The sequence below is a fragment of the Citrobacter freundii ATCC 8090 = MTCC 1658 = NBRC 12681 genome (assembly GCF_011064845.1).
Classification (GTDB): domain Bacteria; phylum Pseudomonadota; class Gammaproteobacteria; order Enterobacterales; family Enterobacteriaceae; genus Citrobacter; species Citrobacter freundii.
Genome location: NZ_CP049015.1, coordinates 796,050 through 818,553, shown reverse-complemented (window position 1 = coordinate 818,553; position 22,504 = coordinate 796,050). Strand labels below are relative to the sequence as shown.

Here is a 22,504-nt window from a genome sequence, read left to right as displayed (position 1 = left end):
TCACTCTTATAATGAATTGCGGTTTAACAACACATTAACCGCTGACGATGACGCATGGCAATTGACTCCGAAGGGGTGGCACTGGAGTAAATAAGAATAAAAAGGAGGAAAGACGCGAATAAACGGAGAATTAAACCAGCATAAGCAATCAGTATGATAAATAATCGCTTAAAAATGGGGACTTACAGCGATTACTCTATTTTTTGACACTTTTGGACAGACGTAAAAAATAGAGTTCAGCATAAAATTTCAGTTATAAAGTTAAAAGCAGAATAAACAGGATGCACCGTCCGGTTTACTCTGCTAAATGCTACTGCTTACAAACGGAGACTAACAACTCTTCCATCCATTGATGTCCTTTATCCCGGCCTGCGGCTTCATGCCATGAAAGATAGCATGTGCGGCTGTTCAATTTTAACGGTAAAGGCAAGATCTGTAGTTCTAAAGAATCGGCAAATTCTTCTGCTAACCAACGTGGCGCAATAGAGACCAAATGCGTTTGCGACACAATATTAAGAACGCTAATTAATGCCATGCCCTGATAAGCCACGGAGGATTGTTTATCCGGTGTGTCATACCACGGTTGGCTGAATGATGCGAAGCGATCAAGTGACACCACCGCATGCTGTTCATTATAGACATTGCTTTCCAGTAAAGGACCACTAATGCGCGGATGCTTTTTACTTGCCACTAACACCATTTCGTCATTGAATAACGGAATACTGGTAAATTCAGGACGTCGGAACTCTTCATAGCTAATAACGAATTCAGTTTCCTGGTAACGTAATTGATGCTCTGTATTTTGATTGAGTGAAGATTTAAATACGACATGAATGTTTGGTGCAACTTGCTCAACCCTATTATAAATCAACGAGGTCAGAATATTATCCAATGGGCTGCATACGCAAAGATTGAATACGCGCTCGCTGCTGGCTGGCTCAAAACCCGATCCAGGCAGTTCATTCTGCACTAATTGCAATGCCTGACGAACAGAACCAAATAGCTGGAAGGCTCTTGCTGTCGGCTGGATACCGCGTCCATAACGAACAAAAAGCTCATCATTAAACATAATTTTCAGGCGCGCGACCGCATTACTGACAGCAGGTTGCGACATCCCCAAAGTATGCGCGGCACGGGTGATGTTTTGTTCTTGCATCACCGCATCAAAGACGGTTAATAAATTAAGATCAACCATGCGAAGCTGTGGTTTCCCAATATCTATAATATTTGTTTTATCTGTTATTTTTACTTCTGGCATATTTAACTCCACTGTCACTCTAAACTCCCTTTTCCCAGACGGAGTGAAGAAATAATCTCCGTTAATATGATTTACCATACATATAAGATGAGAAAAAGAAAAAACATTAAAATTAGGAAAACATAAAGGCACAAACCTAAATGAACAAAAGACCAATGCGATCGCAGTGTGGCAGTGTCACTGCACGGTGATTCATATGTTTAAATTTCAAAAACAATATAACCATAAGCATGGCGAATATACAATCATACGTATAGTGAATGTGTATTTAAGTTTTAATTAAATGTTTATATTATTAATACATTAAAAGTTAACATTAATTTATCAATTTTGTGGTGTTACACCACCCATAGCCATTCATAATTACTATAAAAACAGATAAATCATTAAGATATGAAATTCCAAGAGCGACTTTTCCTTCAGTTCGCCGTTACAATAAATGCAAATAACTATGCTCAAATATGTCAAAACATGAAAATTATGTACAACCATCAACTGATTAATTTTATGTAGCCCGAAAAATTCAGCACAATTCGCTTAAGTTTTGCAGAAACTTCCCCCCTCTAACGAGGCATTTGCTGGAGTGAGGGTTGACATCAGTCTTCATATCCAGTACCACTAAAAGCATATCGCATTCGCCTGGAGCTTAATTGATGACTTACATTGCTCGTTTCAACGGTCTACTACTACTAAACGCATCTTCGTTGCGCGGTGGACTGGTGGACGACATTCAGCATTAAGTCAGCTCCAGTTAAGACAAAAAACCCGCGCCGTTGCGCGGGTTTTTTTATGCTCGAAGCAAGGCGCCCTAAGAAACCAAGGACCTAAACCATGAGCCAGCAAGTCATTATTTTCGATACCACCTTACGCGATGGTGAACAGGCGTTACAGGCAAGCCTGAGTGTGAAAGAAAAACTGCAGATTGCGCTGGCCCTTGAGCGTATGGGCGTTGACGTGATGGAAGTGGGTTTCCCCGTTTCTTCACCGGGCGACTTTGAGTCAGTTCAGACTATCGCTCGTCAGGTTAAAAACAGCCGCGTTTGTGCCTTAGCTCGCTGCGTAGAAAAAGATATCGACGTTGCCGCAGAATCTCTGAAAGTCGCTGAGGCTTTCCGTATTCATACGTTTATCGCCACCTCGCCGATGCACATCGCGACGAAATTACGCAGTACGCTGGATGAGGTCATTGAGCGCGCGGTCTACATGGTTAAGCGTGCGCGTAATTATACCGATGACGTGGAGTTCTCCTGCGAAGATGCAGGCCGTACCCCTATCGCCGATTTGGCTCGCGTGGTTGAAGCTGCCATTAACGCGGGAGCCAAAACCATTAACATCCCCGATACCGTCGGTTACACCATGCCTTTCGAATTTGGGGCAATCATTTCTGGCCTGTATGAACGCGTACCAAATATCGATAAAGCCATCATCTCCGTACACACCCATGATGATTTAGGTTTGGGCGTAGGCAACGCACTGGCAGCCGTTCACGCCGGAGCGCGTCAGGTGGAAGGCGCGATGAACGGTATCGGCGAACGCGCCGGTAACTGCTCACTGGAAGAAGTGATCATGGCGATCAAAGTGCGTAAAGATATCCTGAATGTACAGACCCGCATCAATCACCAGGAGATCTGGCGCACCAGTCAATTAGTCAGCCAAATCTGCAACATGCCTATTCCTGCTAACAAAGCCATTGTCGGTAGTGGTGCCTTTGCCCACTCTTCCGGCATCCATCAGGACGGCGTACTGAAAAATCGTGAAAACTACGAAATCATGACGCCTGAATCCATCGGCCTGAACCAGGTACAGCTGAACCTGACGTCCCGTTCCGGACGTGCCGCGGTGAAACACCGTATGGACGAGATGGGATATAAAGAAAATGAATACAGCCTGGACAACCTGTACGACGCATTCCTGAAACTGGCGGACAAAAAAGGTCAGGTATTTGATTACGACCTGGAAGCGCTGGCCTTCATTAATAAACAGCAGGAAGAACCGGAGCATTTCCGTCTGGATTACTTCAGCGTGCAGTCCGGCTCAAACGACATCGCCACCGCCTCCGTCAAGCTGGCCTGTGGTGAAGAAGTCAAAGCCGAAGCGGCGAACGGTAACGGTCCGGTCGATGCCATTTATCAGGCAATCAACCGTGTAACTGAGTACAACGTCGAACTGGTGAAATACAGCCTGACCGCCAAAGGGCACGGTAAAGATGCGCTGGGTCAGGTGGATATCGTTGCCAACTATAACGGTCGTCGTTTCCACGGCGTCGGTCTGGCGACAGATATCGTCGAATCTTCCGCTAAAGCAATGGTTCATGTGCTGAACAACATCTGGCGCGCCGAAGAAGTCGAAAAAGAATTGCAACGCAAAGCTCAGAACAACGAGAACAACAAGGAAACCGTGTGATGTCGAAGAATTATCATATTGCTGTTTTGCCGGGTGACGGTATTGGCCCGGAAGTGATGGCGCAAGCCCTGAAGGTACTGGACGCAATCCGCAACCGCTTTAACATGCGCATTACCACCAGCCACTACGACGTGGGTGGTGCCGCTATCGATAACCACGGTCAGCCGCTGCCGCCTGCAACGGTTGAAGGCTGTGAACAAGCTGACGCCATTCTGTTTGGCTCCGTTGGCGGCCCGAAATGGGAAAATCTGCCGCCAAACCAGCAGCCAGAGCGTGGCGCGCTGCTGCCATTGCGTAAGCACTTCAAATTATTCAGCAATCTGCGCCCAGCTAAGCTCTATCAGGGTCTGGAAGCGTTTTGCCCTCTGCGCGCAGATATTGCCGCGAACGGTTTCGACATCCTGTGCGTACGCGAACTGACTGGCGGAATTTACTTCGGTCAACCAAAAGGCCGCGAAGGCAGCGGACAACATGAAAAAGCCTTTGATACCGAGGTTTATCACCGTTTCGAGATCGAACGTATTGCGCGTATCGCGTTTGAATCCGCCCGTAAACGTCGCCGTAAAGTCACGTCGATTGATAAAGCTAACGTACTGCAAACGTCTATTCTGTGGCGCGAAATCGTCAATGAAATTGCTAATGAATACCCAGACGTTGAACTGGCGCATATGTACATCGACAACGCGACGATGCAATTGATCAAAGATCCTTCCCAGTTCGACGTGTTGCTGTGCTCTAACCTGTTTGGCGACATTCTGTCTGACGAGTGCGCCATGATCACCGGTTCAATGGGTATGTTACCGTCCGCCAGCCTGAATGATCAGGGCTTCGGTTTGTACGAGCCTGCTGGCGGCTCCGCTCCTGACATCGCCGGGAAAAACATTGCCAACCCTATCGCCCAAATCCTGTCGCTGGCGCTGCTGCTGCGCTACAGCCTGGATGCCAATGATGCGGCAACCGCAATTGAGAGCGCCATCAACCGCGCATTAGAAGAAGGCATCCGCACCGGTGACTTAGCCCGTGGCGCTGCCGCAGTCAGTACCGATGAAATGGGTGACATCATTGCCCGTTACGTCGCAGAAGGGGTGTAATCATGGCCAAAACGTTATACGAAAAATTGTTTGATGCGCACGTCGTCTTTGAAGCGCAAAACGAAACCCCGCTGTTGTACATCGACAGACATCTGGTGCATGAAGTGACCTCTCCGCAAGCGTTTGATGGCCTGCGCGCGCATGGCCGTCAGGTACGCCAGCCGGGTAAAACCTTTGCCACCATGGATCACAACGTCTCTACCCAGACCAAAGACATCAACGCGTCGGGTGAGATGGCACGCATCCAGATGCAAGAGCTGATTAAGAACTGTAACGAATTTGGCGTCGAGCTGTATGACCTGAACCATCCGTATCAGGGTATCGTTCACGTGATGGGGCCAGAACAAGGCGTGACGTTGCCGGGTATGACCATCGTCTGCGGCGATTCCCACACCGCTACACACGGCGCGTTCGGCGCGCTGGCGTTTGGTATTGGCACCTCTGAAGTTGAACACGTTCTGGCGACGCAGACCCTGAAACAGGGGCGCGCCAAAACCATGAAGATTGAAGTCAACGGTAAAGCAGCCCCTGGCATTACCGCCAAAGATATTGTGCTGGCGATTATCGGTAAAACCGGTAGTGCAGGCGGTACCGGACACGTAGTTGAGTTTTGTGGCGAAGCCATCCGCGCGCTGAGCATGGAAGGCCGCATGACCCTGTGCAACATGGCGATCGAATTGGGCGCGAAAGCGGGCTTGGTCGCGCCAGACCAGACCACCTTCAACTATGTCGAAGGCCGTCTGCATGCACCGAAAGGCAAAGACTTTGACGACGCGGTCGCCTACTGGAAAACCCTGCAAACGGATGAAGGCGCCACTTTCGACAGCGTCATCACCCTGCAAGCGGAAGAGATTGCGCCGCAGGTCACCTGGGGAACAAACCCGGGTCAGGTCATTTCGGTGAACGATAATATTCCCGACCCGTCATCCTTTGCCGATCCCGTTGAGCGCGCATCGGCTGAAAAAGCGCTGGCGTATATGGGGCTGAAGCCAGGTATTCCGTTAACGGAAGTGGCTATCGATAAAGTGTTCATCGGTTCCTGCACCAACTCGCGTATTGAAGATTTACGCGCCGCGGCGGAAATCGCCAAAGGACGTAAAGTTGCGCCAGGCGTACAGGCACTGGTGGTGCCGGGCTCTGGTCCGGTGAAAGCGCAGGCGGAAGCAGAAGGTCTGGACAAGATCTTTATCGAAGCAGGATTCGAATGGCGTTTACCAGGCTGTTCCATGTGTCTGGCCATGAACAATGACCGCCTGAATCCGGGCGAGCGCTGCGCCTCCACCAGCAACCGTAATTTTGAAGGCCGTCAGGGCCGCGGTGGTCGCACGCATTTAGTCAGCCCGGCCATGGCCGCCGCTGCCGCCGTTACCGGTCATTTTGCCGACATTCGCAGCATCAAATAAGGAAACTACCATGGCAGAGAAATTTACCCAGCATACCGGCCTGGTTGTCCCACTGGATGCCGCCAACGTTGATACCGACGCAATCATTCCCAAACAGTTTTTGCAGAAGGTTACGCGTACCGGTTTTGGCGCTCATCTGTTTAACGACTGGCGTTTTCTGGACGAAAAAGGGCAACAGCCAAATCCTGAGTTCGTTTTGAACTTCCCGGAATATAAAGGGGCATCAATTCTGCTGGCGCGCGAAAACTTCGGCTGCGGTTCGTCACGCGAACATGCGCCGTGGGCGTTGACCGATTACGGTTTTAAAGTGGTGATTGCCCCAAGCTTCGCCGACATCTTCTACGGCAACAGTTTCAATAACCAACTGCTGCCGGTGACTCTGAGCGACGCGCAGGTAGATGAAATGTTTACCCTGGTGAAAGCCAATCCGGGCATTAAATTTGAAGTGGATCTGGAAGCGCAGGTGGTGAAAGCGGGCGATAAGTCCTACAGCTTTAAAATCGACGACTTCCGCCGCCACTGCATGCTGAACGGTCTGGACAGCATCGGGCTGACGCTGCAGCATGAAGCGGCCATCACCGAATACGAAGACAAGCAGCCAGCGTTTATGCAGTAATCTCTCCCGCTGGTCACCGCACGGTGGCCAGCCTCTACTCTTCGCCTACAGCGTATCGCCGTAATAGATTTGGTAACCGAGGTTAACGCTGCCCGGCGCATCTTTACCGTTCAAACGCTTAATCAGAATATCTGCCGCCGTTTTGCCAATCTCATAGCGTGGTGTAATCACGCTGGCGATTTTTTGCAGCCGCGCGCGGCCAATTTCCAGCCCGTGGAAACCGGCAATCGCCATTTTTCCCGGCACATCGTACTGCTGTGCCTGACACTCCAGCAGCACGCCAACCGCCAGGTCATCGTTGGTACAGAAAATAGCGTCAATATCCGGCTTTTCCGCCATCGCCTGCTGAAACATCTTGCGGCCCAGCGCCACCGACGAAATCGTTTTTGGCGCCAGGTGGTACGCTTCCAGCCCCTGCGCTGCCAGCGCTTTCCCGGTACCGCGAAAACGGCTAAGGTCGCGGGGGTCGTCCATCGAGCCAAAGAAAGCAATGCTGCGTTTGCCGCTGTCGATAAAAGCCTGCGTCATTTCAAACGCGGCTTTTTCGTTATCAAACCCAACCTGAATATCAAGATACTGGCCGCTAATATCCATCAGTTCCGCCACAGGTACGCCGCTGGCGCGCACGTACTGGATCATCCGCTCGGTATGCAGCTTTCCCGTGAGGATCAGGCCGTCGATATTGTAAGAGAGCAGATTCAGCACCTCGCGTTCTTCACGCTCGGCGTCATATTCGTAGTTGGCGATCAACGTCTGGTACTGGCAAGCCGAGGTGACGGATTCAATTCCCGCCAGCACGTCGGCAAAAATCTGGTTACGAAAAGAAGGGATCAACACGCCGATGGTTTTACTGCGCGCATTGAGCAATATTTCCGGCGCGCGGTTAGGAATGTAGTTGTTCTCTTCCATCACTTTCGAAATCAATTCACGGCTGCGTTGCGACACCTGATTCGGGTTACGCAGATAACGGCTGACCGTCATCTTATTCAGACCGGCCAGATTAGCGATATCCTGTAATGTCATCCGATTGTTTTTCATGAGGTTCTCTACGACCAACATCCCATTATGCTCGCAGAGAACCTTATCACAGCCGGTTAGCGACTGCACTCCTCGCTCAACCTTAACGCGTTACCATCTCAGCCGACGGCGACGTGGTTTCATTTTGCGCACGAACGCAGTACATCAGCACCACCGATGACAGCAGAGCAATCGCCATGAAGGTGTAGGAGACGCCCGGCCCGCCGGTCACGCCGTTGAGGTAACCCACCAGCCACGCGCCGAGGAATGCCCCTAACGCGCCAAAACTGTTGATCATTCCCATCGACACGCCGGAGACGTTGCGCGGCAGCAGTTCGGGGATCAGCGCAAAGAACGGTCCGTAAGGCGCATACATACAGGCGGCGGCCACGACCAGCAGCGCGTAAGAGAGCCAGAAGGACTGGTTGCCCAGCATCCACGAGGCAAAGAACGCAATGGCAGCAATCAGCAGCAGCGGCCAGATAAACAGCTTACGGTTCTGGTATTTATCGGACAGCCAGGAAACCGTCAGCATCAGGCAGATCGCCGCCAGATACGGCACTGCCGCCAGCCAGCCCACCGCCACAATATCCATCTGCGCCGCGTTTTTCAGAATCGACGGCATCCACATCATGAAGCCATACACCCCGATGCTCCACAGCGCATGCACCGCGCAAAGCATAATGACGCTGCGTGAACGCATCGCTTCACCGTAGTTGCGCATCGGTTTGATGTCCCGCTGCTCGCGGTCCATCGCCTGCTGTAACGCCTGCTTCTCCTGCTCGCTCAACCAACCCGCATCCGCCGGTTTGTCGCGCACCAGAATCACCCAGCAGAAAGCCCAGATCACCGCAGGAATACCTTCAATGATAAACATTTCGCGCCAGCCCCAGGCTTCAATCAGGTAGCCAGAGACAATCGACATCCACAGCACTGTGACCGGGTTACCGAGAATTAAAAAGGTGTTGGCGCGCGAGCGTTCAGTTTTGGTAAACCAGTTGCTGATATAAATCAGCATCGCGGGCATCACCGCCGCTTCGACGATGCCGAGAATAAAGCGGATCGCCATCAGCGTTGGGATATTGCTGACAAAGCCGGTCGCCGCGGCACAAAGCCCCCAGAGGATCAGGCTGTAAAAAATCATTTTACGGACGCTATGTTTAACGGCATACATGGCGCCAGGCACCTGGAAAAAGAAATATCCCAGGAAAAAGAGCGCGCCAATCAGCGAGGCCGTGCCCTGGGTGATCCCTAAATCGTGTTCGATACCAGCGGCAGCGGCAAAGCCGTAATTGGCGCGGTCGAGATAAGCTAAGCTGTAGGTAATAAAAATAATCGGCATTAAATACCACCAGCGACGCGCTGGCAGTTTTGCGAGCATATTCATACTCACTCCTTGGATTATCATTAAAGGATGAGGTTGCTTCCCGCGGCCTCGTTAGCGATCAAACAGCGGCCAGCATGCCGCCATCGACAAACAGAAGATGCCCATTCACAAAGTCAGAGGCGGGCGCAGCGAGATAAACCGCCGCGCCGATCAACTCTTCCGGGTTACCCCAGCGAGCAGCGGGCGTGCGCTGGAACAGCCAGGCGGAGAATGCTTCATCGTTAACCAGCGCGGTGGTCATGTCGGTAGCGAAATAGCCGGGAGCAATACCGTTGACCTGAATATTGTATTCCGCCAGTTCCACGCACATGCCACGGGTTAACATTTTGACCGCGCCTTTTGACGCCGCGTAGGGGGTAATGGTTTTACGACCTAATTCACTTTGCATTGAGCAGATATTAATAATCTTCCCGCGGCGGCGTTGCACCATGTAGCGGGAAACCTGCTGTGATACCAGAAAGACCGATTTCTGGTTTACATCAATCACTTTGTCCCATTCAGTCTCCGGGAATTCGGTGAAGGGATAACGACGCTGGATTCCGGCGTTGTTAATTAAAATATCAATGGCCCCAACGTCCTTTTCAATTTGCGCGATGGCGCACGCCACCTCTTCCCCGCTGGTAACATCAAATCCATAGCCAACAGCGCGATAGCCTTCGGCCACCAGTTTGTCCGCCGCCGCCTGCGCCCGCTGCTGGGTAATGTCGTTAATAACAATCTCAGCACCGTGCGCCGCCAGACCGCTGGCCAGCAGGTTACCAATGCCCTGAGCGGAACCGGTAATCAGCGCGCGTTTACCGGTCAGGTCGAATAGGTTTTTCATGAAAAAACTCCTTTTTTGATAACTGTTACGCGTAACTGTATACGCGTAACAGTAGAAAAAAGAAGATCCAGGAAGAGGAAAATGATCGTTATGTGATCAACGTTACATTTACGTGCAAGATAAAAAAAGAAGGATAGGCCTGATAAGCGTAACGCGTTCAGGCCGTAGGGACAGGTTGCCGGATGGCGGCGTAAACGCCTTATCCGGCCGACAAAAACGACAAAAACTAATGCAAAATATCGCCAGGCCGGGCACTACGACGCCAGGACTGCGCCGGACTAAACGTCCTTCACCCGCCCGGTCATCCACAGCGTAACCACCGAAATCACCGCAATCACCCAATAGACGGCATAGTGACCATAGCTTTGCGCAACTGCCCCCTGAATCACCCCTGCCAGAATGACTCCCGTTGAAATACTGTTGGTAAATAATGTGGTCGCTGACCCCGCACGTCCAGGCATCAGATCCTGAAACCACAGCATGCCTATCCCGGCGATAATACCGATAAATACCGCGTTAAACAGTTGCAGCACCAGCAGCGCCATACGGCTGTGAAAGAAGATCAAACCAATATAAAACAGCACGCCTGCCGCTACGGCCGCGATCATCATTCGCCGTTTACCAAAGCGCTTCACGTAATAGCCTGCCAGAATCATCGCCGGAATTTCCAGCCCAGCCGCCGTCCCCATCAGGATCCCGGCCAGCTTGTCCGGCAAGCCCAGTTCAAGACTTATCCACAGTGGCATATCAATGATGTACATGGTGTTGCAGGTCCACATCAGCGTGGAGGCAATAAACAACATACGCACATTTTTGTCCTGCCAACCGCCGGTCTGTTCCAGCGGCACGTCTACAGGCTGCTCCACCCGCGCGACAGACGGCAGTATCAGCGCAATCAGCACTAGGCTAATGGCAAAAATACCTGCGGCAATGGAAAACATCGCCGTAAAGCCGTAATTCAGCGCCAGCATGAATGCCAGTGGCGGTCCTATCACCCAGGCCAACGAAAGCTGCGCACGCATCACCGAGCTAAACATCACCACTTCACGCGCGGAGTTATCAGCATATTCTCGCGCCAGCGCAAACAGCTGCGGCATGGCGGTGTTCGCCAGCGAGGCCAGCAGCACACCGCAGGTGATCAGCGTGAGATAGTGGCGATTAAAGGCAAACAGCAGCGCATTGCCAATCGCCATCAGGCAGCAAAACATGATCAGCTTGCGCCGATCGCCCTGGCTGTCGGATCGTTTCGCCAGGCCAAGGCTGACGACGATCCCGACAATCGCATTGACGGTGTAAAACAGCCCGACCCAAAATGGCTGCGCCCCGACTTCACGGCTCAGGAACAGACTCAGGGTGGGTGCCTGCAATGCCCCCGCCACGCCCATCATAAAAGCGACCAGCATAAATGCCGCGTAAACGCCGTTGAGGCGCCGTCCCATGGTCATAATCCAGAGCATATCTTTCCTTTTAAGCGCAGCTGAAACGAAAAAAGCCAGCAGATAATACCTGCTGGCGGGTGAACGAGGCTGTATCCTGCCATTATATCTGGCATCGACGCTGGGTAAAAAACGCATAATCCAGGCGGAGGGCGCTGGGTATAGAAATCTATTCCCAAGCCTGACAACGCAGAGTATGCGTTTTTTACACGCGTCCCGGAGGGCTGGGGCCATTTTTTCACATAGCTGTGTTGCTCACACCTTATTTGGTTCACCAAATTTCACTGTTCGCGCCTTGCCATGTGAAAAAATAGCCACCAGCGATGCTCAGATATAATGGCAGGATACAGCCTGCACCAATACTCAGTCACACATGATGTCTGCAATTTCCAATTCAGGAGTCAGATGTCATCTCCCACTGCATCAGCTCTTCGAGCATCTTTAAGCGCTGCGGTGCGCTCAGGCAAGCCAACCAGGACGATTTTTCCGTCGTGGTAAAGTACTTCAACCAGAACTGACGCATAGATGACCCCTTCGTTGTCTCATCGCTTCATCGGAATCTATTATTGGCTTAATATAGGGATTATAAAATTGCTGAGTTTTCCGCAGGAGTTCCCCTTTTATGTCTTCTGGTCGTTTGCAACAACAGTTCATCCGTCTGTGGCAATGCTGTGACGGCAAAACGCAAGACACGACGCTCAACGAGCTGGCGGATCTGCTGAGCTGCTCGCGCCGCCATATGCGTACGCTGCTTAATACCATGCAAGATCGCGGCTGGTTAACGTGGGAAGCTGAAGTTGGACGAGGTAAACGCTCGCGGCTGACATTCCTCTATACCGGGCTGGCGCTCCAGCAGCAGCGCGCAGAAGACCTACTGGAACAGGATCGCATCGATCAACTGGTGCAACTGGTCGGTGATAAAACGGCCGTACGGCAAATGCTGGTCTCCCATCTGGGTCGCAGCTTTCGCCAGGGTCGGCATATCATGCGCGTTCTCTATTATCGCCCCATGCACAACCTGCTCCCCGGCACGGCATTACGCCGCTCCGAAACCCATATCGCCCGGCAAATCTTCAGCGCCTTAATTCGGGTAAATGAGGAAAATGGGGAACTGGAAGCGGACATTGCCCATCACTGGCAGCAAATTTCACCTTTACACTGGCGATTCTTCCTGCGTCCGGGGATCCATTTTCATCATGGCCGCGAGCTGGAAATGGCAGATGTTATCGCCTCACTGATGCGCATTAACAGCCTGCCGCTGTACTCACACATCACGCAGATCGTCTCTCCCACGGCCTGGACGCTGGATATCCATCTGGCCCAGCCAGACCGCTGGCTTCCCTGGCTATTGGGGCAGGTCCCCGCCATGATCCTGCCGCGGGAATGGGAAACGCTAAACAACTTCTCCAGTCACCCGATTGGTACCGGTCCGTATGCGGTAATACGAAACACCAATAACCAACTGAAAATTCATGCATTTGATGATTACTTTGGCTACCGGGCCCTGATCGACGAAGTTAACGTTTGGGTATTACCCGACATCGGAGAAGAGCCTGGCGGCGGGTTAACGCTAAAAGGTCCCACAGAGGATGAAAAGGCGATCGAAAGCCGCCTCGAAGAAGGTTGCTACTACCTGCTGTTTGATGCGCGTAGCCACCGTGGCACTAACCAGGAGGTCCGTGAATGGGTAAGCCGCATTCTCTCGCCAACGAATTTAATCTGCCACGCCGACGAACAGTACCAGCGACTGTGGTTTCCCGCGTATGGTTTACTCCCCCGCTGGCATCACGCAAAACCCGGCCATGGTGAAAAACCCGCCGGGCTGGAAACGCTGACAATCACTTACTATCGCGATCACATCGAACACCGGATTATCGCGCAGATCATGAAGACATTGCTCGCGCAACATCAGGTGCAGTTGAATATTCAGGAGATCGACTACGATCAATGGCATGCAGGTGAAATCGTCAGCGATATCTGGCTCAACAGCGCCAACTTTACCCTACCGCTCGACTTCTCACTGTTCGCCCATTTATGCGAAGTCCCGTTGCTGCAAAACTGTATCTCGCGGGACTGGGAAAACGATGCGGCTCGCTGGCGAACGGGCGAAATGAGCCTGGCAGCATGGTGCCAACAGCTGCTCGCCACAAAGGCCATTGTGCCATTAATCCACCACTGGCTGATCATTCAGGGACAGCGCAGTATGCGCGGGCTGCGCATGAATACCCTCGGCTGGTTTGATTTTAAATCGGCGTGGTTTGCTCCGCCGGATCCTTAATTGCTGCTAAGCAACAAAATCATTACACTAACGCCGTTCTCAACGGGGTGCTAAATAAAAACATACACAAAATCATTCGATCTGCGTATGGGCTGAGAGATACCCGTCGAACCTGATCCGGATAATGCCGGCGAAGGGATTTGAGGCTTATCTCAAGTCCTTTGCCACCCAACTCTTGAGGTGCAAAGTGTTTAAAAAATGTCTTCCGCTTTTACTGCTGTGCGCAGCGCCTGTCTTCGCCAAACCTGTACTGACCGTCTATACCTACGACTCGTTCGCAGCTGACTGGGGCCCGGGCCCAACAATCAAAAAAGCCTTTGAAGCTGACTGCAATTGCGAGCTGAAACTGGTCGCGCTGGAAGATGGCGTCTCGCTGCTTAACCGCCTGCGCATGGAAGGAAAAAACAGCAAAGCCGACGTCGTGCTGGGTCTGGATAACAACCTTCTGGAAGCCGCCACACAAACCAAACTGTTTGCCAAAAGTGGTGTAGCAAACGACACCGTTAACGTACCCGGCGGCTGGAAAAACGATACCTTCGTGCCGTTTGACTACGGTTATTTCGCCTTCGTTTATGATAAGAGCAAGCTGAAGAATCCGCCCAAAAGCCTGAAAGAACTGGTAGAGAGCGACCAAAAATGGCGCGTCATTTATCAGGATCCACGCACCAGCACGCCAGGTCTGGGTCTGCTGCTATGGATGCAGAAAGTCTATGGTGATAAAGCGCCAGAGGCGTGGCAGAAACTGGCAGCCAAAACCGTCACCGTCACCAAGGGCTGGAGCGAAGCCTACGGCCTGTTCCTGAAAGGTGAAAGCGATCTGGTGCTCAGCTACACCACCTCTCCGGCCTATCACATCATCGCCGAGAAAAAAGACAACTACGCCGCCGCTAATTTTAGTGAAGGCCACTATTTGCAGGTGGAAGTCGCCGCCCGCACAGCGGCCAGCAAGCAGCCGGAACTGGCCGAGAAATTCCTGAAGTTCATGGTGTCTCCGGCATTCCAGAATGCGATTCCGACCGGCAACTGGATGTATCCTGTGACGCAAGTCGCCCTGCCGTCAGGATTCGAGCACCTGAATAAACCGACCACCGCGTTGGAATTTACGCCGCAGCAGGTTGCAACTCAACGTCAGGCATGGATTAGCGAATGGCAACGCGCCGTCAGCCGTTAATCCCCGGCTGGCTGGTTCCAGGGCTTACCGCCGCCACGCTGATGGTGGCCGTTGCCCTGGCCGCGTTTCTGGCACTGTGGTTTAACGCCCCGCAGGGAGAGTGGTTCTCGCTGTGGCAAGATGACTACCTGTGGCACGTGGTGCGCTTTTCTTTCTGGCAGGCTTTTCTATCCGCTGTGCTGTCGGTTGTCCCGGCGATTTTCCTTGCCAGAGCGCTCTATCGTCGCCGTTTTCCAGGACGTCTGGCGCTGCTGCGCCTGTGCGCCATGACGTTAATCCTGCCGGTGCTGGTCGCGGTCTTCGGTATTCTTAGCGTCTATGGTCGTCAGGGCTGGCTGGCCTCACTCTGGCATGTCTTCGGGCTGGAATGGACCTTTTCGCCTTACGGTTTGCAGGGCATTCTGCTGGCGCACGTCTTTTTCAATCTGCCAATGGCCAGCCGTCTGCTGTTGCAGTCGCTGGAGAATATTCCCGGCGAACAGCGACAGTTAGCCGCTCAACTCGGGATGCGCGGCTGGCATTTCTTCCGTTTTGTTGAATGGCCGTGGCTGCGTCGTCAGATCCTGCCCGTCGCAGCACTCATCTTTATGCTGTGCTTCGCCAGCTTCGCCACCGTTCTGTCGCTGGGCGGCGGGCCACAGGCCACGACCATCGAGCTGGCTATCTATCAGGCGCTGAATTTTGATTACGATCCTGCCCGCGCAGCCATGCTGGCGTTGATCCAGATGGTTTGTTGTTTGGCGCTGGTGCTTCTCAGTCAACGTCTGAGCCGCGCGATTGCTCCCGGTGCTACCCTGGTACAAGGCTGGCGCGATCCTGACGATCGCCTGCACAGCCGACTGACTGACGCAATCCTGATTATTCTGGCCCTGTTGCTGTTGCTGCCGCCGCTGCTGGCGGTGATTGTCGATGGCTTAAACCGCCATGTTCTGGATGTACTGATGCAGCCAGTGCTGTGGCAGGCGCTGGGAACCTCGCTGCGCATCGCATTAGCAGCAGGAGCGTTATGCGTCATACTCACCATGATGCTGTTATGGAGCAGTCGTGAACTTCGTGCACGACAGCAGGTGCTGGCAGGTCAGATGCTGGAGCTGAGCGGCATGATGATCCTCGCCATGCCGGGTATCGTGCTGGCAACCGGCTTCTTTCTGCTGCTCAATAACACTATTGGGCTTCCCGAATCTGCCGACGGCATTGTCATTTTTACCAATGCGCTGATGGCGATCCCTTATGCTTTGAAGGTGCTGGAAAACCCAATGCGTGACGTCACTGCGCGCTATAGTATGTTGTGCCAGTCGTTGGGCATTGAGGGATGGTCGCGCCTGAAAGTGGTTGAACTGCGCGCCCTGAAGCGCCCGCTGGCACAGGCGATGGCGTTTGCCTGCGTGCTGTCGATTGGCGATTTTGGCGTAGTGGCGTTATTTGGTAATGAGGATTTCCGCACCCTGCCGTTTTATTTATATCAGCAGATTGGCTCTTATCGCAGTCAGGATGGCGCAGTTACGGCGTTATTACTGCTGATCCTGTGCTTTACGCTGTTTACCGTTATTGAGAAATTGCCGGGTCGAAATGTTAAAACTGATTGATATCACATGGCTTTATCACCATCTGCCCATGCGCTTTACGCTGTCGGTCGCGCGCGGTGATCAGATAGCGATACTCGGGCCCAGCGGCGCCGGGAAAAGTACGCTACTGAATCTGATTGCCGGCTTTCTCACGCCTGCCAGCGGTAACATGGTGATTGACGGTGAAGATCACACCACGACACCACCCTCGCGCCGTCCTGTTTCTATGCTGTTTCAGGAAAACAACCTGTTCAGCCATCTGAGCGTACAGCAAAACATCGGCCTGGGCCTGAATCCTGGATTGAAGCTTAACGCATCGCAGCGGGAGAAAATACTCCACATCGCCCAGCAAATGGGGATCGACTCTCTGCTGGAACGCCTCCCCGGTGAGCTTTCCGGCGGGCAGCGGCAGCGCGTGGCGCTGGCGCGTTGTCTGGTGCGGGAACAACCTATTTTACTGCTTGATGAACCGTTCTCTGCACTTGATCCCGCGCTGCGCCAGGAGATGCTAACGCTGGTGGCCGAAGTCTGTCGCGAGAAGCAGCTGACGTTACTGATGGTTTCCCACAGCGTAGAAGATGCGGCGCGAATTGCGCCCCGCTCGATTGTGGTCGCCGACGGGCGCATCGCCTGGCAGGGCGATACGGACGATCTGTTAAGCGGCAACGCTAGCGCCTCGGCGCTATTGGGCATTAAAGCATAATGCGTTGCCGGATAAGGCGAAGCCGCCATCCGGCAAAAGATTCGTCAGTAACCCACGACTTTACGCAGAATATCGATATACACCGGCATCAGTGGATGGCGCAGTAACGCCACCAACGCAACCACACCGATCCCGAGCGTCAACGGCGCCAGATACAGCAAACGGCTGCGGGGGAAATACGCCGTTAAGCGATCGACAGCCGCTTTGCCACTGCGCCATAGCCGCCAGCAAAACCAGCCGCCAACCCAGAGCAACACCGCCGTCGCCAGCAGCAACCATTTGAAATCCCCGCTCTGCATATCAGAAGGAATATCAATTGCCGCTCCCGCCAGGATCCCCGGCAGGAAGTAGAACGGTGGCCACAGCACGCAGCCGATAATATTCGGGACGATAAATTTAGCGACAGGCAGATCCAGCATGCCTGCTACCATCGGCACCAGCGGACGCGTCGGTCCGACAAAACGCCCCACCAGAATAGTAAACATGCTGTGCTGATGCAGGGCGTGCTCGGTTTTATCCAGCAACGCCTTGTTCTTTTTCATGAACGACCAACGGTGCAATGGCTTTTTAAAGCGCCAGCCCAGCCAAAAAGAGATCCAGTCCCCCAATAAGCAACCTATAATGCCCGCAAGCCAGGCATGCCAGAAGTTCAGTTCACCGCTGCCAATCAGCGCACCCAGCCCCGCCATCATCACGGTCCCGGGTAGAATCAGGCCAACCAGCGCCAGCGACTCCAAAAAAGCCACCAGAAGTACGGCGATCAGAGAGTACAGGGCGGACTGGAGAATAAAGTGTTCCAGCAATGCTTGCATAATGTGTCCGTCAGATTTACGAAGCAGGGATTTTGATAACCCCTCTCAACTTCGTCAAGCCATCAATTGTCTGAATAGATTGCGAGTTATGACAACTTTCAGGATACATCATTCACTTTTTATTCACATCCAGCGCGAAACTCGCTCGGACTGGCGCCGGTACATTTTTTGAAAACACGAGAGAAATAGAGCTGGTCGTCAAAACCAACATTGCGACCTACGGTGGCAATGGGCATACGTGTGGTACTCAGTAATAGCTTCGCCTGGCTGATGCGCTGGTCCTCGCGCCAGCTTAATACGCTGATACCTAACTGCTGACGGAACAGATGCGACAAACGGGAAGGCGACAGGCAGACGTGCTGCGCGACGCTGGCGATATCAAAATTGCTGTCCGCCAGGTGATCGCTGATGTACTGGCAGGCATCGCGGACGCGGTTGTCCATGGGCGGGTGTAGCGATTCATTGATGGCTTCCATACGTCGGAGCAACAACTGTTCCAGTAAATTAATCGCCAGCAGTTCGGAATAACGACCTTCTCCCTGCCCGGCGTTAATTATCTGCCCAAACAGCTCGTTAAAATGCGGCTGATGCGCTTCATCCGGGCGGAAAAAACCGGTCTGGGCAAAAATGGCTGGCCAGGTCAGCCACTCCTGCCAGTAGGCGCGCGGGCGAAAGTAAACCCACTGGTGATACCACTCGCTGGCGTCAGGGTGGCGTCCGTAGTGGTGAATTTCTCCTGGTGGAAACAACAGAATATCGCCAGGCCGACAGACAAACTGCTTGCCCTGATTATTGATAACCCCTTCGCCACGGATGGTGAGATTGAGGATATAACCCTTCATACCCAGCGGCCTGTCGATAAAAAAATCCAGGTATCCGTTCGCCTCAATGGGGGTTAATCCGGCCACCAAATGCGCGTTAAACGAATAACCTGGCAACAGGGGATCGTTTTGCGTTTCAGCCATAATTTCAATACTCCCTATGTCCTGCCAAGAAACAATTTGTCCATATTACGCCAGACATCATCGCTGTCGCCCCTGCGGGCCGCTGTATTTGCGGTAATGGACCACCAATCCCGCTTGTGAAAAGCTCTTTGTAAAAAACATGTACTACGCCAACGTCAAAATCGGCTAACAAAAGTGTCTATAACTACGGCAGAAATGTCCACATTGATTATTTGCACAGCGTCACACTTTGTGATGCCACAGCATTTTAATCCATAAGATTAGCGGATCCTGCCTGACGGTTTTTATCGCTACTCACTACTGTTTATCCATACCCGTATTTTTGGATGGAGTAAGACGATGGCGATTGCAATTGGCCTCGATTTTGGTAGTGATTCAGTACGCGCTTTGGCGGTGGAATGTGCCACCGGCGAAGAGATCGCCACCAGCGTTGAGTGGTATCCACGTTGGCAGGAAGGGCAGTATTGCGATGGCCCAAACAACCAGTTTCGCCATCATCCGCGCGACTACATTGAATCCATGGAAGCGGCGCTGAAAACCGTATTGGCCGAACTGAGCGCTGAACAGCGCGCGGAAGTGGTCGGGATCGGCGTTGACAGTACCGGCTCAACCCCGGCGCCCATCGATGCAGACGGTAACGTACTGGCACTGCGTCCGGAGTTCGCGGAAAACCCGAATGCAATGTTTGTCCTGTGGAAAGATCATACCTCAGTAGAAGAAGCCGAAGAAATCACCCGCCTGTGCCACACACCGGGCAAGATCGATTACTCCCGCTATATCGGCGGCATTTATTCCAGCGAATGGTTCTGGGCCAAAATCCTGCATGTAACTCGTCAGGACCATGCGGTAGCCGAAGCTGCGGTCTCGTGGATTGAGCTATGCGATTGGGTTCCGGCCCTGCTCTCCAACACCGTACGCCCACAGGATATTCGTCGCGGTCGCTGCAGCGCCGGACATAAATCCCTGTGGCATGAAAGCTGGGGTGGTCTGCCGCCAGCCAGTTTCTTTGACGAACTCGACCCCATCCTCAACCGCCATCTGCAATACCCAATGTTTACCGATACCTTCACCGCGGATCTGCCGGTTGGCACCCTGTGCGCTGAGTGGGCACAGCGCCTGGGGCTACCGGAAAGCGTGGTGATTGCAGGCGGTGCTTTTGACTGCCATATGGGCGCGGTTGGCGCAGGCGCACAGCCTAACACGCTGGTGAAAGTCATCGGCACGTCGACCTGCGACATTCTGATTGCCGACAAACACAGCGTTGGCGAACGCGCGGTGAAAGGCATTTGCGGCCAGGTTGATGGCAGCGTGGTACCTAGTTTTATTGGCCTCGAAGCTGGCCAGTCTGCATTCGGCGATATCTATGCCTGGTTTAGCCGCGTGCTGAGCTGGCCTCTGGAACAGCTTGCCGCACAGCATCCGGAACTGCAGTCCCAGATTAAAGCCAGTCAAAAACAGCTGCTGCCTGCACTCACTGAAGCATGGGCGAAAAATCCATCACTGGAGCATCTCCCGGTGGTGCTCGACTGGTTCAACGGTCGCCGTACGCCCAATGCCAACCAGCGTTTGAAAGGGGTAATTACCGATCTGAACCTGGCAACTGACGCGCCAGCGCTGTTCGGTGGGCTGATTGCCGCCACGGCCTTTGGCGCACGCGCCATTATGGAATGCTTCACCGAACAAGGCATTGCGGTTAACAACGTAATGGCGCTTGGCGGTATCGCGCGCAAGAACCCGGTCATCATGCAGGCCTGCTGTGACGTGCTGAACCGCCCGCTACAGATTGTCGCTTCAGACCAGTGCTGCGCACTCGGTGCGGCTATCTTCGCTGCCGTTGCCGCGAAAGTACACGCGGATATCCCAGCCGCTCAGCAGCAAATGGCAAGCGCCGTGGAAAACACGCTGCAACCTCGCCCAGAGCAGGCTCAACGTTTTGAACAACTCTACCGCCGCTATCAGCAGTGGGCGGTAAGCGCTGAACAACAATACCTTCCGACTGCCGCTCCGGCGCAACAAGCCCCGGTAGACCTGGCAACCCTGACACATTAAGGACACGACAATGACGATTTTTGATAACTATGAAGTGTGGTTTGTGATTGGTAGCCAGCATCTGTATGGCCCTGAAACCCTGCGTCAGGTAACCCAACATGCGGAGCACGTCGTTAACGCACTGAATACTGAAGCCAAACTGCCCTGTAAGCTGGTATTAAAACCGCTGGGCACTTCCCCTGACGAGATTACCGCAATCTGTCGTGACGCTAACTACGACGATCGCTGTGCAGGGATTGTGGTCTGGCTGCATACCTTCTCCCCGGCCAAAATGTGGATCAACGGCCTGACTATCCTTAATAAACCGCTACTTCAGTTCCACACCCAGTTCAACGCCGCCCTGCCGTGGGACAGCATTGATATGGACTTTATGAACCTGAACCAAACCGCGCACGGCGGTCGTGAGTTCGGCTTCATCGGCGCACGTATGCGTCAGCAGCATGCCGTGGTCACCGGTCACTGGCAGGATAAACAAGCGCATGAACGTATTGGCTCCTGGATGCGCCAGGCCGTGTCCAAACAGGATACCCGCCACCTGAAAGTCTGCCGCTTTGGCGACAACATGCGCGAAGTTGCGGTCACCGATGGCGATAAAGTCGCTGCGCAGATCAAGTTCGGCTTCTCGGTAAACACCTGGGCCGTGGGCGATCTGGTGCAGGTCGTGAACGCAATTAGCGACGGCGAAATCAACGCGCTAATCGATGAGTATGAAAGCACTTACACCATGACGGCGGCGACGCAAGTCCACGGTGAAAAACGTCAGAACGTCCTGGAAGCTGCCCGTATTGAACTGGGGATGAAGCGCTTCCTGGAACAGGGTGGATTCCACGCCTTCACCACCACATTTGAAGATTTACACGGCCTGAAACAGCTTCCGGGTCTGGCCGTACAGCGTCTGATGCAGCAAGGCTATGGCTTTGCGGGCGAAGGCGACTGGAAAACCGCCGCTCTGCTTCGCATCATGAAGGTGATGTCAACCGGTCTGCAGGGCGGCACCTCATTTATGGAGGATTACACCTACCACTTCGAGAAAGGCAACGATCTGGTACTCGGTTCGCACATGCTGGAAGTTTGCCCGTCCATCGCGGTGGAAGAGAAACCGATCCTCGACGTACAGCACCTCGGCATTGGTGGTAAAGACGATCCCGCCCGTCTGATCTTCAACACCAAAGCCGGCCCGGCCGTGGTTGCCAGCCTGATCGATCTCGGAGATCGTTTTCGCCTGCTGGTTAACTGCATCGACACGGTACAGACACCGCACTCCCTGCCGAAACTGCCTGTAGCTAACGCGCTGTGGAAAGCTCAACCCGATCTGCCGACCGCATCTGAAGCCTGGATCCTGGCCGGCGGCGCGCACCACACCGTGTTCAGCCACGCGCTGGATCTGAACGATATGCGCCAGTTCGCTGAAATGCACGATATCGAGATCGCGGTGATCGATAACGATACCCGCCTGCCGGCCTTTAAGGACGCGCTGCGCTGGAACGAAGTGTATTACGGGTTCAAACGTTAATTGTCGAAACGGAT

Annotated in this window: 19 protein-coding genes and 1 riboswitch; of the genes, 11 read left to right on the top strand and 8 right to left on the bottom strand. The window is 53.1% G+C overall.

The features are described 5' to 3' along the window. Positions 1-310 precede the first annotated feature (310 nt). Positions 311-1,258, bottom strand: a complete 948-nt coding sequence (gene leuO / locus G4551_RS03970) for a transcriptional regulator LeuO (RefSeq protein WP_003837423.1) — start codon at positions 1,256-1,258, stop codon at positions 311-313. 653 nt (positions 1,259-1,911) lie between these two features. Here leuO and leuL point away from each other — a divergent pair. From leuL to leuD, 5 genes are all read left to right on the top strand, one after another. Beyond that, the gene (gene leuL / locus G4551_RS24035; protein WP_100225767.1) at positions 1,912-1,998 is read left to right on the top strand and encodes a leu operon leader peptide; all 87 of its coding nucleotides are present in this window, start codon (positions 1,912-1,914) and stop codon (positions 1,996-1,998) included. Positions 1,999-2,089: 91 nt separating this feature from the next. Further along, the gene (leuA, locus tag G4551_RS03960; protein WP_003837421.1) at positions 2,090-3,661 is read left to right on the top strand and encodes a 2-isopropylmalate synthase; all 1,572 of its coding nucleotides are present in this window, start codon (positions 2,090-2,092) and stop codon (positions 3,659-3,661) included. After that, positions 3,661-4,752 (top strand): 3-isopropylmalate dehydrogenase, encoded by a 1,092-nt coding sequence (gene leuB / locus G4551_RS03955; protein ID WP_003837420.1) that lies wholly within the window; start codon positions 3,661-3,663, stop codon positions 4,750-4,752. The genes leuA and leuB overlap by 1 nt, the downstream gene beginning before the upstream one ends. A gap of 2 nt (positions 4,753-4,754) precedes the next feature. After that, positions 4,755-6,155 carry a 3-isopropylmalate dehydratase large subunit gene (leuC, locus tag G4551_RS03950; RefSeq protein WP_003837418.1) on the top strand — a complete coding sequence of 467 codons (1,401 nt, stop codon included), beginning with the start codon at positions 4,755-4,757 and terminating at the stop codon, positions 6,153-6,155. 10 nt (positions 6,156-6,165) lie between these two features. Further along, complete coding sequence (gene leuD / locus G4551_RS03945) at positions 6,166-6,771, top strand: 3-isopropylmalate dehydratase small subunit (protein ID WP_003837416.1); 606 nt, start codon at positions 6,166-6,168, stop codon at positions 6,769-6,771. Between the two features lie 45 nt (positions 6,772-6,816). Here leuD and idnR read toward each other — a convergent pair whose 3' ends face one another. From idnR to sgrT, 5 genes are all read right to left on the bottom strand, one after another. Beyond that, positions 6,817-7,809, bottom strand: coding sequence for a DNA-binding transcriptional regulator IdnR (gene idnR, locus G4551_RS03940; RefSeq protein ID WP_003837414.1), 993 nt, complete (start codon positions 7,807-7,809; stop codon positions 6,817-6,819). An 82-nt stretch (positions 7,810-7,891) separates the two neighbouring features. Further along, positions 7,892-9,175 carry an MFS transporter gene (locus G4551_RS03935; protein WP_003837412.1) on the bottom strand — a complete coding sequence of 428 codons (1,284 nt, stop codon included), beginning with the start codon at positions 9,173-9,175 and terminating at the stop codon, positions 7,892-7,894. 58 nt (positions 9,176-9,233) lie between these two features. Next, positions 9,234-9,998: a gluconate 5-dehydrogenase gene (gene idnO / locus G4551_RS03930; RefSeq protein WP_003837410.1), complete on the bottom strand. Its 765-nt coding sequence runs from the start codon at positions 9,996-9,998 to the stop codon at positions 9,234-9,236. Positions 9,999-10,276: 278 nt separating this feature from the next. Continuing rightward, entirely contained in the window at positions 10,277-11,455 is a 1,179-nt protein-coding gene (locus G4551_RS03925; RefSeq protein ID WP_003837408.1) for a sugar efflux transporter, read from the bottom strand. A gap of 373 nt (positions 11,456-11,828) precedes the next feature. Continuing rightward, positions 11,829-11,957, bottom strand: a complete 129-nt coding sequence (sgrT, locus tag G4551_RS03920; RefSeq protein ID WP_003018817.1) for a glucose uptake inhibitor SgrT — start codon at positions 11,955-11,957, stop codon at positions 11,829-11,831. A 99-nt stretch (positions 11,958-12,056) separates the two neighbouring features. Between sgrT and sgrR the strand changes: the two genes are divergently transcribed. The 4 genes from sgrR (at position 12,057) to thiQ (ending at position 17,151) form a co-directional block, all read left to right on the top strand. Further along, the gene (gene sgrR / locus G4551_RS03915; protein WP_003837406.1) at positions 12,057-13,712 is read left to right on the top strand and encodes an HTH-type transcriptional regulator SgrR; all 1,656 of its coding nucleotides are present in this window, start codon (positions 12,057-12,059) and stop codon (positions 13,710-13,712) included. Positions 13,713-13,745: 33 nt separating this feature from the next. After that, positions 13,746-13,869: riboswitch (TPP riboswitch) on the top strand. A 30-nt stretch (positions 13,870-13,899) separates the two neighbouring features. After that, the gene (gene thiB, locus G4551_RS03910; protein WP_003837404.1) at positions 13,900-14,883 is read left to right on the top strand and encodes a thiamine ABC transporter substrate binding subunit; all 984 of its coding nucleotides are present in this window, start codon (positions 13,900-13,902) and stop codon (positions 14,881-14,883) included. Next, positions 14,859-16,469, top strand: coding sequence for a thiamine/thiamine pyrophosphate ABC transporter permease ThiP (thiP, locus tag G4551_RS03905; protein ID WP_003837403.1), 1,611 nt, complete (start codon positions 14,859-14,861; stop codon positions 16,467-16,469). Before thiB ends, thiP begins: the two co-directional genes overlap by 25 nt. Next, complete coding sequence (thiQ, locus tag G4551_RS03900; RefSeq protein ID WP_003837401.1) at positions 16,453-17,151, top strand: thiamine ABC transporter ATP-binding protein ThiQ; 699 nt, start codon at positions 16,453-16,455, stop codon at positions 17,149-17,151. The genes thiP and thiQ overlap by 17 nt, the downstream gene beginning before the upstream one ends. Positions 17,152-17,195: 44 nt before the next feature. On the opposite strand, the gene G4551_RS03895 is transcribed toward thiQ, so the two are convergent. Together G4551_RS03895 and araC are read right to left on the bottom strand one after the other, a co-directional pair. Continuing rightward, entirely contained in the window at positions 17,196-17,963 is a 768-nt protein-coding gene (locus G4551_RS03895) for a DedA family protein (protein ID WP_003837398.1), read from the bottom strand. Between the two features lie 119 nt (positions 17,964-18,082). Continuing rightward, positions 18,083-18,928, bottom strand: a complete 846-nt coding sequence (gene araC / locus G4551_RS03890; protein ID WP_003018834.1) for an arabinose operon transcriptional regulator AraC — start codon at positions 18,926-18,928, stop codon at positions 18,083-18,085. A gap of 339 nt (positions 18,929-19,267) precedes the next feature. On the opposite strand from araC, the gene araB reads away from it, so the two are divergent. Together araB and araA are read left to right on the top strand one after the other, a co-directional pair. Continuing rightward, a complete protein-coding gene (gene araB, locus G4551_RS03885; RefSeq protein ID WP_003837395.1) occupies positions 19,268-20,977 on the top strand; it encodes a ribulokinase in 1,710 nt (569 codons plus the stop codon). A 10-nt stretch (positions 20,978-20,987) separates the two neighbouring features. Next, a complete protein-coding gene (gene araA, locus G4551_RS03880) occupies positions 20,988-22,490 on the top strand; it encodes an L-arabinose isomerase (protein ID WP_003837393.1) in 1,503 nt (500 codons plus the stop codon). The last annotated feature ends 14 nt before the right edge of the window (positions 22,491-22,504 follow it).

Coding starts and splice junctions, on each gene's coding strand:
- leuB (WP_003837420.1), top strand. CDS start 3,661: ATGTCGAAGAATTATCATATTGCTGTTTTGCCGGGTGACGGTATTGGC.
- thiQ (WP_003837401.1), top strand. CDS start 16,453: ATGTTAAAACTGATTGATATCACATGGCTTTATCACCATCTGCCCATG.
- idnR (WP_003837414.1), bottom strand. CDS start 7,809: ATGAAAAACAATCGGATGACATTACAGGATATCGCTAATCTGGCCGGT.
- leuD (WP_003837416.1), top strand. CDS start 6,166: ATGGCAGAGAAATTTACCCAGCATACCGGCCTGGTTGTCCCACTGGAT.
- araA (WP_003837393.1), top strand. CDS start 20,988: ATGACGATTTTTGATAACTATGAAGTGTGGTTTGTGATTGGTAGCCAG.
- thiP (WP_003837403.1), top strand. CDS start 14,859: ATGGCAACGCGCCGTCAGCCGTTAATCCCCGGCTGGCTGGTTCCAGGG.
- leuL (WP_100225767.1), top strand. CDS start 1,912: ATGACTTACATTGCTCGTTTCAACGGTCTACTACTACTAAACGCATCT.
- leuC (WP_003837418.1), top strand. CDS start 4,755: ATGGCCAAAACGTTATACGAAAAATTGTTTGATGCGCACGTCGTCTTT.
- araB (WP_003837395.1), top strand. CDS start 19,268: ATGGCGATTGCAATTGGCCTCGATTTTGGTAGTGATTCAGTACGCGCT.
- leuO (WP_003837423.1), bottom strand. CDS start 1,258: ATGCCAGAAGTAAAAATAACAGATAAAACAAATATTATAGATATTGGG.
- G4551_RS03935 (WP_003837412.1), bottom strand. CDS start 9,175: ATGAATATGCTCGCAAAACTGCCAGCGCGTCGCTGGTGGTATTTAATG.
- G4551_RS03925 (WP_003837408.1), bottom strand. CDS start 11,455: ATGCTCTGGATTATGACCATGGGACGGCGCCTCAACGGCGTTTACGCG.
- sgrT (WP_003018817.1), bottom strand. CDS start 11,957: ATGCGTCAGTTCTGGTTGAAGTACTTTACCACGACGGAAAAATCGTCC.
- idnO (WP_003837410.1), bottom strand. CDS start 9,998: ATGAAAAACCTATTCGACCTGACCGGTAAACGCGCGCTGATTACCGGT.
- G4551_RS03895 (WP_003837398.1), bottom strand. CDS start 17,963: ATGCAAGCATTGCTGGAACACTTTATTCTCCAGTCCGCCCTGTACTCT.
- sgrR (WP_003837406.1), top strand. CDS start 12,057: ATGTCTTCTGGTCGTTTGCAACAACAGTTCATCCGTCTGTGGCAATGC.
- araC (WP_003018834.1), bottom strand. CDS start 18,928: ATGGCTGAAACGCAAAACGATCCCCTGTTGCCAGGTTATTCGTTTAAC.
- leuA (WP_003837421.1), top strand. CDS start 2,090: ATGAGCCAGCAAGTCATTATTTTCGATACCACCTTACGCGATGGTGAA.